The sequence below is a fragment of the Streptomyces indicus genome (genome assembly GCF_900100315.1).
In the GTDB taxonomy this organism is placed as follows: domain Bacteria; phylum Actinomycetota; class Actinomycetes; order Streptomycetales; family Streptomycetaceae; genus Streptomyces; species Streptomyces indicus.
Genome location: NZ_FNFF01000030.1, coordinates 25,714 through 37,082, shown reverse-complemented (window position 1 = coordinate 37,082; position 11,369 = coordinate 25,714). Strand labels below are relative to the sequence as shown.

General features: G+C 71.3%; 13 protein-coding genes and 2 tRNA genes. 4 read left to right on the top strand and 11 right to left on the bottom strand.

Features of this window, described 5'->3' with window-relative positions; translation table 11 throughout:
• On the top strand, positions 1–718 hold a 718-nt coding region (locus tag BLT97_RS35975; protein WP_143041441.1), incomplete at its 5' end, for an aminotransferase class I/II-fold pyridoxal phosphate-dependent enzyme.
• Between the two features lie 119 nt (positions 719–837).
• Positions 838–1,857, top strand: a complete 1,020-nt coding sequence (locus BLT97_RS35970; protein ID WP_093618063.1) for an adenosine deaminase — start codon at positions 838–840, stop codon at positions 1,855–1,857.
• Here the strand turns inward: BLT97_RS35970 and BLT97_RS35965 are convergent.
• Entirely contained in the window at positions 1,850–2,392 is a 543-nt protein-coding gene (locus BLT97_RS35965) for a TetR/AcrR family transcriptional regulator (protein ID WP_245769737.1), read from the bottom strand. The two genes, BLT97_RS35970 and BLT97_RS35965, sit on opposite strands and share 8 nt — an antisense overlap.
• 182 nt (positions 2,393–2,574) lie before the next feature.
• Here BLT97_RS35965 and BLT97_RS35960 point away from each other — a divergent pair, with 182 nt between their 5' ends.
• Positions 2,575–3,216 (top strand): NAD(P)-dependent oxidoreductase, encoded by a 642-nt coding sequence (locus BLT97_RS35960; protein ID WP_093618059.1) that lies wholly within the window; start codon positions 2,575–2,577, stop codon positions 3,214–3,216.
• 98 nt (positions 3,217–3,314) lie between these two features.
• Here BLT97_RS35960 and BLT97_RS35955 read toward each other — a convergent pair whose 3' ends face one another.
• From BLT97_RS35955 to BLT97_RS35910, 10 genes are all read right to left on the bottom strand, one after another.
• A complete protein-coding gene (locus BLT97_RS35955; protein ID WP_093618057.1) occupies positions 3,315–4,451 on the bottom strand; it encodes a serine hydrolase domain-containing protein in 1,137 nt (378 codons plus the stop codon).
• A 161-nt stretch (positions 4,452–4,612) separates the two neighbouring features.
• Complete coding sequence (locus BLT97_RS35950; RefSeq protein WP_093618055.1) at positions 4,613–4,897, bottom strand: tetratricopeptide repeat protein; 285 nt, start codon at positions 4,895–4,897, stop codon at positions 4,613–4,615.
• A gap of 83 nt (positions 4,898–4,980) precedes the next feature.
• Entirely contained in the window at positions 4,981–6,036 is a 1,056-nt protein-coding gene (locus BLT97_RS35945) for a UDP-N-acetylmuramate dehydrogenase (RefSeq protein ID WP_093618053.1), read from the bottom strand.
• Positions 6,037–6,171: 135 nt separating this feature from the next.
• Positions 6,172–7,617 carry a DHA2 family efflux MFS transporter permease subunit gene (locus BLT97_RS35940; RefSeq protein WP_093618051.1) on the bottom strand — a complete coding sequence of 482 codons (1,446 nt, stop codon included), beginning with the start codon at positions 7,615–7,617 and terminating at the stop codon, positions 6,172–6,174.
• Positions 7,618–7,704: 87 nt separating this feature from the next.
• A complete protein-coding gene (locus BLT97_RS35935; RefSeq protein ID WP_093618049.1) occupies positions 7,705–8,259 on the bottom strand; it encodes a TetR/AcrR family transcriptional regulator in 555 nt (184 codons plus the stop codon).
• 107 nt (positions 8,260–8,366) lie between these two features.
• Entirely contained in the window at positions 8,367–8,801 is a 435-nt protein-coding gene (locus BLT97_RS35930; protein ID WP_093618067.1) for a MaoC family dehydratase, read from the bottom strand.
• Positions 8,802–8,812: 11 nt separating this feature from the next.
• Positions 8,813–9,265: a MaoC family dehydratase N-terminal domain-containing protein gene (locus tag BLT97_RS35925; RefSeq protein ID WP_093618047.1), complete on the bottom strand. Its 453-nt coding sequence runs from the start codon at positions 9,263–9,265 to the stop codon at positions 8,813–8,815.
• A gap of 86 nt (positions 9,266–9,351) precedes the next feature.
• Positions 9,352–9,516 (bottom strand): 50S ribosomal protein L33, encoded by a 165-nt coding sequence (gene rpmG / locus BLT97_RS35920; protein WP_003948671.1) that lies wholly within the window; start codon positions 9,514–9,516, stop codon positions 9,352–9,354.
• 92 nt (positions 9,517–9,608) lie between these two features.
• Positions 9,609–9,681, bottom strand: a tRNA-Met gene (locus BLT97_RS35915).
• A 35-nt stretch (positions 9,682–9,716) separates the two neighbouring features.
• A tRNA-Thr gene (locus BLT97_RS35910) sits at positions 9,717–9,789 on the bottom strand.
• Between the two features lie 251 nt (positions 9,790–10,040).
• Between BLT97_RS35910 and BLT97_RS35905 the strand changes: the two genes are divergently transcribed.
• Positions 10,041–11,291 carry an amidohydrolase family protein gene (locus BLT97_RS35905; protein WP_093618043.1) on the top strand — a complete coding sequence of 417 codons (1,251 nt, stop codon included), beginning with the start codon at positions 10,041–10,043 and terminating at the stop codon, positions 11,289–11,291.
• Positions 11,292–11,369: the final 78 nt, after the last annotated feature.

The window sequence follows — 11,369 nt, the reverse complement described above, 5'->3', positions numbered from 1 at the left end:
CGTCACCGAGAACACCAAGGTGCTGCTGTTCGTCTCCCCCTCCAACCCGACGGGCGCCGTCTACACCCGCGCCCAGGTCGAGGAGATCGGCCGCTGGGCCGCGTCGAAGGGCCTGTGGGTCCTGACCGACGAGATCTACGAGCACCTGGTGTACGGCGACGCCGAGTTCGCGTCCCTGCCGGTGGTGGTGCCCGAGCTGCGCGACAAGTGCATCATCGTCAACGGTGTGGCGAAGACGTACGCCATGACCGGCTGGCGCGTGGGGTGGGTCATCGGCCCGAAGGACGTGATCAAGGCCGCGTCCAACCTGCAGTCGCACGCCACGTCGAATGTCTCCAACGTCGCGCAGGCCGCGGCCATCGCCGCCGTCTCCGGCGACCTGTCGGCCGTCGACGAGATGAAGACGGCCTTCGACCGCCGCCGCCAGACCATCGTGCGGATGCTCAACGAGATCGACGGCGTCGTCTGCCCCGAGCCCGAGGGCGCGTTCTACGCGTACCCGTCGGTGAAGGGCCTGCTCGGCAAGGAGATCCGCGGCAAGCGCCCGGAGACCTCCGTCGAGCTCGCCGCGCTGATCCTGGACGAGGTCGAGGTCGCGGTGGTGCCGGGCGAGGCCTTCGGCACCCCGGGCTACCTGCGGCTTTCGTACGCGCTCGGTGACGAGGACCTGGTCGAGGGCGTCTCGCGGATCCAGAAGCTGCTGGCCGAGGCGCGCTGACCTCTGCTGATACCGACGGGCTCCCGGCTGCGGCCGGGGGCCCGTTTGTTCGTTCGGGCAAGTACTCGTTGGTGGAAAGCGGCTACCGGGACGTGCGGTGCGTACGGCAGGATCTTCGAATGGAGCGTGTACGTGACGTACGGCTGTTGCCGAAGGCTCATCTGCATCTGCACTTCACCGGCTCGATGCGGCCCACCACCCTGCTCGAACTCGCCGACAAGTACGGCGTGCACCTGCCCGAGGCGCTGACCGGCGGGGAGCCGCCGAAGCTGCGGGCGACCGACGAGCGCGGGTGGTTCCGCTTCCAGCGGCTCTACGACATGGCGCGGTCCTGTCTGCGTGAGCCCGAGGACATCCAGCGGCTGGTCAGGGAGGCCGCGCAGGAGGATCTGGCGGACGGCTCCGGGTGGCTGGAGATCCAGGTCGATCCGACCTCGTACGCGCCGCGGCTCGGCGGTCTGATCCCTGCGCTCGAGATCATCCTCGACGCGGTGGACACGGCCTCGCGCGAGACCGGGCTCGGGATGCGGGTCCTCGTCGCCGCGAACCGGATGAAGCACCCGCTGGACGCGCGGACTCTGGCCCGGCTCGCGGTCCGGTACGCGGACCGCGGCATCGTCGGGTTCGGGCTCTCCAACGACGAACGCCGGGGCATGGCAAGGGACTTCGACCGCGCCTTCGCCATCGCGCGCGAGGGCGGGCTGCTCGCGGCGCCGCACGGCGGTGAGCTGACCGGGCCCTCCTCCGTACGCGACTGCCTGGACGATCTGCATGCCGCGCGGATCGGGCACGGCGTGCGCGCCGCCGAGGACCCGCGGCTGCTCAAGCGGCTCGCGGACAAGGGCGTGACCTGCGAGGTCTGCCCCTCCTCCAATGTCGCGCTCGGGGTGTACGAGAAGCCCGAGGACGTGCCGCTGCGGACGCTGTTCGAGGCCGGGGTGCCGATGGCGCTGGGCGCGGACGACCCGCTGCTCTTCGGGTCACGCCTCGCCGCGCAGTACGAGCTGGCGCGCGAGTACCACGGCTTCACGGACGCCGAACTGGCCGAGCTTGCACGGCAGTCGGTGCGCGCTTCGGCCGCCCCCGAGGACGTACGCGAGAAGCTGCTCGCCGACGTGGACGCGTGGCTGGCTAGCTGATCCCGGTCAGGAGCGTCCGTACGAGATCGCGCGCGAACCGCTCGGCCGGCGGGGGCGGGTACGGGCCCGCCGCGTCGTAGGCGAACGCGCGCTGCGCGCAGGCGCCGAGCAGCAGGGACGCGGCCGCGTGGGTGTCGGCGTCGTCGCGGATGCGGCCCGCGGTCTGCTCCGCGCGCAGATAGGCGTCGAGGCCGATGATCGGCATGTGCGGGCCCGTGCCCATCTCGCGCATGGCCGTCTCGTGGCGGCTCTTGAGCTGGGTCTCGGCGTAGAGCGAGGCGGCGATCGGGAAGCTCTGCTCGTAGAACAGGGCCGCCTCGTACGCGATACGGACCAGGTTCTCCTCGACCGTGCGCTCGGTGGGGTCCTTGGACAGCTCCTGCAGCAGCGGGGTGAGCCGGGGCAGGCGCTCCTTGAGGACCGTGACGAACAGCTCCTCCTTGCTCGCGAAGTGCTTGTAGAGCGCGGCCTCCGAGCAGCCGGCCTCCTTTGCGATGGCCTTGGTGGTGGCGCGGGCCAGGCCGACGCTGAGCATCAGCGCGTGTGCGGCGTCGAGGATGCGGGCTCTGGCCGGTTTCTGCACGAGGGCTCCGTTCCGGGTCCGTCCGGGTGTGTTCCGGGCTTGACGGGTGAGTGAGTGCTTACCCACTCTAGGGGTGAGTGAATACTCACCAACCATGGTGAGTGAATGCTCACCCACCCGAGGAGAGGTATGCCATGAAGCTCACGGTGTTCGGTGCGACCGGCGGGATCGGGCAGGAGATCGTCCGGCAGGCGCTGGCCGCGGGGCACGAGGTGACAGCGGTCGTACGCGACCCGGCGCGGCTGTCCGCACGGGGCGAGGGCCTGGAGGTGTTCCGCGCGGATCTGTCCGACGCGGAGGCGCTGCGGGCCGCGGTGGCCGGGCGGGACGCGGTGCTGTCCGGGCTCGGCGCGCGCGGGATGAAGGACGCGAAGGCGGGCATCGCCGCGCGGCTGACCCGCCCCGTGCTGCGGGCGATGGAGGCGGAGGGCGTACGTCGCGTGCTCGTCGTGAGCGCGGCGCCCCTCTCCCCCGCGCCCGCCCGGCGCGAGCCGCTCGCGGACCGGCTGATGCTGGGCCTCGTGAGCCGGGTGCTCAAGGCGGTCTACGACGATCTGCGCGTCATGGAGGACGAGTTGGCGCGCAGCGCCACGGACTGGACCTCGGTGCGGCCGCCGCGCTTGCAGGACAAGCCGGTGACGGGCACGTACCGCACCGAGATCGGCGGCAATCCGCGCAGCGCGCGCTTCATCGGACGCGCGGACGTGGCGCACGCGATGCTGGCGATGGTCGACGATCCGGCGACGGTGAAGCAGGGGGTCGGGGTCGCGTACTAGGCGGGTGGTCGCCGGTCACGTGCCGGCCGGGGGTCGCCAATCGCGAACCGGCCGCTGGTCGCCGGTCGCGTACCCGTTTGTGGTTGACCCGGCAGCCCTCAGCTCTCCTTCATGAGCTGCCAGAACTCCCGCATGAGGGCGGGCGGGGTCGGTCCGCCCAGTTCGACCTGGGTGAGCAGGATGCCGACCGTGCCGGTGGCGGGGACGAGGTGGGCGCTGGTGCCGGTGCCGCCGATCCAGCCGTAGCGGCCGGGGATGCTCCACGGGTGGGTCGTATCGAGGTCGACCGCGCCGCCGTAGCCCCAGCCCTGGCCCTCCAGGAAGAGGTCGCTCCCGGCGCGCTGGGCCTCGGTGAGCTGGTCGGTGAGCATCGCGCGGACCGAGTCCGGCGCGAGCAGGCCGGCCCCGTCGGCGAGCAGCATGCGCGCGACGGCGTGCCAGTCGTCCACGGTCGAGACGAGGCCACCTGCGCCCGAGAGGAAGGCGGGTTCGGTGCTCCACTGCCCTTCGGGGGCGTCCACCAGCTCCAGGCCGCCCTCCGGGCCGTTGCGGTAGTACGAGGTGAAGCGGCCCAGGTCCGCGGCGGGGACGACGAATCCGGTGTCCTTCATGCCCAGCGGTGCGAAGATCCGCTCGGCGAGGACGTCGGCGAGGGACTGCCCGGTGAGCCGGGCGATCAGTACGCCCTGGAGTTCGGAACAGGTGTTGTACAGCCAGGCCTCGCCCGGCTGGTGCAGCAGCGGGATCCGCCCGAGCGCCGCCATCCACGCGTCCGGGGCGGGGATCTCCTGCGGCCGCGGCGGGCCCTGCTTGAGCTCGGTGAAGAGTGGGGCGAGGGCGGGCTTGGAGAAGTCGGAGCTGAATCCGTAGCCGGCCGTGAAGTCGAGCAGGTGGCGGACGGTGATGGGCCGCAGGGCCGGGACGGTGTCGTCGACGGGCGCGTCCGGAGTCCGTACGACCTGCGGCTTCTCCAGCTCCGGAAGCCAGGGCGCGACGGGGTCGTCGAGCCCGATCCGGCCGTCCTCGACGAGCATGAGGACGGCCGCGGCGGTGATCGGCTTGGTGATCGAGGCGATACGGAAGATCGTGTCGCGGCCCATGGGTGCACCGGAGCCGAGGCCCGCTGCACCGACTGCCTGCACCTCGGTCCGGTCGCCGCGCGCGACCAGGGCCACGGCTCCGGGGACGGTGCCTTCGTCGACGTGGCGCTGGAGGAGGGTGCGGAGGGTGGTCATGGGGTCCCTTCCCGTGTCCCGGATGTCGGGGGCTTGTGGGAAGGGGGACTGTCCCGGGCTCCGGAAGTCATCGCTCCGTCGGGCGGTGTCGCGGTCGGTCGGCCGGAGGGTGGCTTCGCGGAGTTCGCGGGTGATGCGGGGCATCGTGGCGCGGGCCTGTCTCACCTCGCCGGCCCAGCCGAACTCGGCGTACGCGGCCAGCGGTCCGGGTCATCGGGGAAAGCGGCCGGGCCCATCCGGTAAGCACGCTCGGCGGCCGTGTCATGGTCGTCGTCGTTCTCGGCGGTGTGCGCCCGGCCGAGAACGAGATACAACCCCGGATGCGGTCCGAGCGCGTCGAGTCCTTCCTGCGCCTGCGTACGCGCCGCCTTGAACTCCCCCGCCCGCAGCAGCGCCTGAGCACGCTCGAACGCGTACTGCGCGGACTGCCCGCTGTTGTCCTGCACCTGTGGTCCCCACCCCTGATCCAGCCGTTCGACGGCTCACCATCAGGCGCGGCCGACCTCGAGGCCAACCAAGAAATCCCAGCTCAGAGGGTGACGCCCACCATCACCGGCTCATTGACGAGCGTGATGCCGAAGGCCTCGCGGACGCCGGTCACGACCTCGCGGGCGAGGGCGAGCAGGTCCTCGGTGGTGGCCGTGCCCCGGTTCGTGAGCGCCAGGGTGTGCTTGGTGGAGATCCGGGCCGGGCCCGTGCCGTACCCCTTCGTGAAGCCGGCCTTGTCGATCAGCCAGGCCGCCGAGGTCTTCGTGAAGCCCTCGCCCGCCGGGAACGCGGGCGGGGCGACGTCGCCCCCGAGGCGCTCGTGGACACGCTCCAGGAAGGCCTCGTACTCCCCCGTCGTCAGGATCGGGTTGGTGAAGAAGGAGCCGGCCGACCACGTGTCGTGGTCCTCCGGGTCGAGCACCATGCCCTTGCCGGCGCGCAGCTTGAGCACCGTCTCACGGGCCTGCTCCAGCGGGACGCGGTCACCGGCCCCGACGCCGAGGACGCGGGCGGTCTCGGGGTACGCGATGGGGGCGCTCAGACCGCCGGCGTCCTCCAGCTCGAAGCGGACGCGCAGCACCACGTAGCGCTCGGGGTCGGACTTGAAGCGGCTGTGGCGGTACGAGAAGGCGCACTCGGCGTTCGAGAGGGTGACGGTTTCGCCGGCCCTGCGGTCGTACGCAATCACTTCGGTGATCGTGCTGGAGACCTCCTGGCCGTACGCTCCCACGTTCTGAATCGGGGTGGCGCCCGCCGAGCCGGGGATGCCGGCCAGGCACTCGATGCCCGCGAGGCCCGCCTCGACCGTGCGCGCCACGGCGTCGGTCCACACCTCGCCGGCCGCCAACTCCAGCTTCCTACCGTCGAGTTCGACGCCGCGTGTCGCGATCCGCAGGGCCGTACCGGAGAAGCCCTTGTCGGAGACGATCAGGTTGGAGCCGCCGCCGATGATCAGCAGCGGGGTGCCGTCGGCGTCGGCCGCGCGCACGGCCTCGATCACCTCGGCGTCGGTGGTCGCGGTGATCAGGCGGGCGGCCGGGCCGCCGAGCCGGAAGGTGGTCAGCGGGGCGAGCGGGGCTTCGTGGAGTTCCTGCACGCGCTCAAGGGTACGGTCCGGGGCCGACAGCTCCCGGACCGTACCCGAGTGGTGCGCCGCACTTGTGACGCGTCGGACCGGTCTCGTCACGCAGCGCTTCTCACGCGTCGCCCTGTTCTCGTCCCGCAGTGCGTCTCACGCGTCGACCAGCTCGCGCCCCTCCCCGCGGACCGCGCCGACCCGCTCGGCCGCGGCGCGCCGGCGCGGGATCGCGAGGGCGGCGAGCGCCGCCAGGGCCACCGCGGCGGAGCCCACCCACAGCGCGGGCCCGAGCCCGTCGACGAAGGTCTGCGCGGGCCCGTACCCGCCCTGCGCCGAGAAGACCGCCGCGAGGATCGCGATGCCGAGCGCTCCGCCGACCTCGCGCAGCGCGTTGTTGGCGCCGGAGGCGATGCCCTGCTCGGCGGGCCGGACGCTGGACATGACCAGGTTCGCGGCCGGCGCGAAGAACAGGGCCATGCCGACGCCGCTGATGATCAGGGCGGGGAGCTGGGCCGCGTACGAGACATCCGGGCTGAGGACCACGGCGAACCAGGCGAGCCCGACCGCTTGGAGCGCCAGGCCCGCGGCGACGACCGGGCGGCCGCCGATCCGGTCGGACAGGTACCCGGCGATCGGCGCGACGATCATCGGCATCCCGGTCCAGGGCAGCATCCTCAGGCCCGCCTCCGTGGCCGTGTAGCCGAGGCCCTCCTGCAGGAACTGGGCGAGCAGGAAGATCGAGCCGAACATCCCGAGGAACATCAGCAGGCTGGCCGCGTTGATCCCGGCGAAGGCACGGTTGCGGAACAGGCGCATCGGCAGCATCGGGTTCTTCGCGCGGATGCCGTGCCGGACGAAGGCGGCGAGCAGCAGTGCGCCGCCGATGAGGCCTGCGAGGACCTGGACGCTGGTCCAGCCGTCGATGTTGCCGCGGATCAGCGCGTAGACGATGCCGAACAGACCGCCGCTGGCGAGCAGCGTGCCGACGATGTCCAGCGGGGCGCCGGTTCCGTACGACTCCTTCAGGCGCAGGCTGGCCAACGGCAGCAGGGCGATGCCGAGCGGAACGTTCAGCCAGAAGATCCACTGCCATGCGATGTGCTCGGTGAGGCTGCCGCCGATGAGCGGGCCGCCGGCGACCGCGAGCCCGTTGACGGCGCCCCAGATCCCGTACGCCATGCCGCGCTTGGCGGCCGGGACGGCGGCCGTGAGCAGCGTCAGCGTGAGCGGCATCATGATCGCGGCGCCCACGCCCTGGACGGCGCGGGCGGCGATCAGCGCGTCGATGCCCGGCGCGAGCGCGGCCGCGGCGGAGGACCCGGTGAAGATGCTCAGCCCGGCGAGGAAGAGCTTGCGCCGGCCGAACCGGTCGCCCAGTGCGGAGCCGAACATCAGCAGCACGGCGAAGGTCAGGGTGTACGCGCTGACCGTCCACTCCAGGTCGTGCATCTCGCCGCCGAAGTCGGCCCGGATCGCGGGCAGGGCGGTGGTGACGACCAGGTTGTCGAGGGCCGCCATGAAGCCGGCCACGCTGGTGATGACGAGGGCCCAGACCATGCCGCCGCGCCCGGTTCCCGTACGTGCTGTCTCCTGTGACATTGCCGTCCCCTCCGGGAGGTTGATTAGTTATTGATGACTAACTTCAGCGGGCACAAAAGCGCGCACCCTTCCACCGCTTCGTTCCGATCACCGCGGCTGGACTTCCTCGTAGAAGCCGGCCCACACCCGGTGCTCGGGCTGGAACCCCATCGACACCAGGACATTGACGAGCATCCCGTACGCCAGGAACTGCGTCGTCTCGTTGACGTCCGCCCCCATCGCGAGGTTGGCGACGTCGTACATCTCCATCCACTCGGCGCGCAGCGCCTCGCCGAACGCGCGGTCGCCCGCGGCCTCGGCGGCCGCGACCGCCACGTACATCTGCATCTGCATGAGCAGCTTCTCGGGGTCGTCCGCGATGAGCGCCTGGTACGCCTCCCCCATCGCCTTCGTGGCCGCCTCGCCCTCGAGCCCCTCCGACGCGCGCCGGAACACCTCGGTGACATCCCGGCAGCAGCGGCGGGAGGCCTCCAGGAAGATCGCCTGCTTTCCCGGGAAGAGGCGGAAGAGATACGGCTGCGAGACACCGACCCGCTTGGCGATCGCCTCGGTCGAGGTGCCGTGGTACCCGCCCCGCGAGAACTCGGTGACCGCCGCCCGGATGACGCTCTCTCGCCGCTCTTCCGCACTCATCCTGACCATGCGGCTAAGTTAGTGGCCAATTACTAACTACGTCAAGGGGTACGCGGACGGGATACGGAAGAGGGGCGCCCGTCCTCGGACAGGCGCCCCTCGCACTCCTCGCCAGCTCAGGCCAGCCGGACCACCGCACGCGACATGCCCAGCACCTTCTGCCCCGCGCTCATGGCGGTCAGATCGACCCGTACGGTCTTCGCCTCGTCGTCGAGCTTGGCCGCGACCTTGGCGCTGACCTCGATCTCGGCGCCCTTGTCGTCGTTCGGCACGACGACCGGCTTGGTGAAGCGGACCCCGTACTCGACGACCGCACCCGGGTCACCGGTCCAGTCGGTCACGACGCGGACGGCCTCGGCCATCGTGAACATGCCGTGCGCGATGACGTCCGGGAGGCCGACCTCCTTGGCGAACTTCTCGTTCCAGTGGATCGGGTTGAAGTCGCCGGAGGCGCCCGCGTACCGCACGAGCGTGGCGCGCGTCACGGGGAAGGTCTGCGCCGGCAGCTCGGTGCCGACCTCGACGTCCGCGTAGGAAATCTTCGTGCTCACCGTCATCACCGTCACTCTCCGTCCGCGGCGCGCGCGACGAGCTTGGTCCACGCGGTCACCACGTGCTCGCCGGCCTCGTCGTGGACCTCTCCGCGGATGTCCAGGATGTCGTTGCCCGCCATGGACTTGATCGCCTCGATGGTCGAGGTGACGCTGAGGCGGTCGCCCGCGCGCACGGGACGCGTGTACGCGAACTTCTGGTCGCCGTGCACCACCCGGCTGTAGTCCAGGCCGAGCTGCGGGTCCTCGACGACCTGGCCCGCCGCCTTGAACGTGATGGCGAACACAAAGGTCGGCGGCGCGATCACATCGCTGTGGCCGTACGCCTTGGCCGCCTCGGGGTCGGTGTAGACGGGGTTGGCGTCGCCCACCGCCTCGGCGAACTCACGGATCTTCTCCCGGCCGACCTCGTAGGGCTCGGTGGGCGGGTAGGTCCGCCCGACGAAGGACTGGTCGAGCGCCATGGGCTCGCAACCTCCTCAACAGTTGGGACGAAAACGCCGCGAGGCCGCCCCCAAATGAATGGGGACGGCCTCGCGAACGAGCCTTGTTATCGCGTCTCGCGGTGCGCGGTGTGCGCGTTGCAACGCGGGCAGTGCTTCTTCATCTCAAGACGGTCCGGGTTGTTGCGCCGGTTCTTCTTGGTGATGTAGTTCCGCTCCTTGCACTCCACGCAGGCCAGCGTGATCTTCGGGCGGACGTCGGTGGCAGCCACTGGAGTGCTCCTACTTGGACGAACGGATGGACGTACTAACGCATAGAAGAGTAGCCGACCGGAGGACCGACCCCACAATCGGCTACTGTCAGTAGCGGTGACCGGACTTGAACCGGTGACACAGCGATTATGAGCCGCTTGCTCTACCGACTGAGCTACACCGCTGTGATGCATGCACCACATATGTGGTGTTGCACCAGAGCCCCAATGCGGAATCGAACCGCAGACCTTCTCCTTACCATGGAGACGCTCTACCGACTGAGCTATTGGGGCGAGCGATGAAGACATTACACGGTCGGTCGCCGATCGCCCAAATCCTTATGGCGGGCCTGGCCCGGAGCGCTTCCCGGGGGCCTCGCCCGCCCCGGGCACCACACCGGTACGACTATTGCGCTCCTCCTCGAAGCGGGCCGCACCGCGCCCTAGGCTCGGAACACGCTGCGTGATCTTGATCCACACCTGCGCCGGTCTCGCCACCCGAACCGCCACCCGAACCGCCGCCCGATCCCCGCTTCTGGAGCGCGATGCCCGACAGCCAGCCCCAGCCGCCGCACCGTGACGGTGCCGCCGAGGAGACGGCCTCGCTGCTGCTCTGTGGGGCGCGGCTCACCGACGGCAGGACCGTGGACGTACGCCTGGGGCGCGGGCGGATCGAGGCCGTGGGCACGGCGGGGTCGCTCGCCGCGCATGCCGCGCGCGTGGACCTGAGCGGCTATCTGCTGCTGCCCGCGCCGGCCGAGCCGCACGCGCACAGCGACACCGCGCTCGCCGCGGAGGGCGACGGACCGGTCTCGTACGACGCCACGGAGGTCCAACGGCGCGCCACCGAGGCCGCGTTGCTCCAGCTCGGGCACGGGGCGACGGCGCTGCGCTCGCATGTGCGGATCGGGGATGTGCAGGGGCTCGGGCCGATGGAGGCGGTGCTTCAGGCGCGCCGTTCGCTGCGCGGGCTCGCCGAGTTGTCGGCGGTGGCGGTGCCGCGACTGCTGACCGGGGTCGCCGGTGCGGACGGGCTCGCGATGCTGCGCGACGCCGTGAAGATGGGCGCCTCGGTCGTGGGCGGCTGCCCCGACCTGGATCCGGACCCGACCGGCTATGTGGAGGCGGTCCTCGAGGTCGCGGCCGAGCACGGCTGCCCCGTCGACCTGCACACCGACGGCCTCGACCCGGCCCGGCTCGCCCGGCTCGCGGCCATGGCCGGCGGGCTGCGGCCCGGCGTGAGCATCGGTCCGCTCGGCGGGCTCGGGCGGGTGCCGCGCGAGGTGGCCGTGCGGTCCGCGGAAGCGCTCGCCGCGGCGGGTGTCAATGTGGTGTGTCTGCCGCAGGGCGACTGCGGCGGTCTCGGGCGACGCGGCAGTACGACGGCTCCGGTACGGCTGCTGCGTGCCGCGGGCGTACGGGTGGCCGCGGGCAGCGGTGCCCTGCGCGACCCCGCGAACCCGGTGGGCCGCGGCGACCCGCTGGAGGCCGCGTACCTGCTGGCCTCGCAGCACGGGCTCGAACCGGACCGGGCGTACGATGCCGTCTGCGGTGCCGCGCGGGCGGCGATGGCGCTGCCCGAGGTGCGCGTGGAGGCCGGTTTCCCGGCCGAGTTGCTCGCGGTGCGCGGCGACCGGCTCGCGGGTGCGCTCTCCCTCGCGTACAGCCGGATCGTGGTGCACCGGGGCCGGGTGGTGGCGCGCACCAGTGCCGTGCGGGAGTACTGCGACTCGGCGGCGGCGGTCGCGCTCGATCTGCCGCGGCAGGGGCGGTCCAAGAGCGGCGAGAGTTCCTGAACTCGCTTTCGGGCGACGGCTTCTGACGGTCCCTCTGCTCTTGGCGCGTCCTTGATCGGGCGCGATTCCGGCACGCGT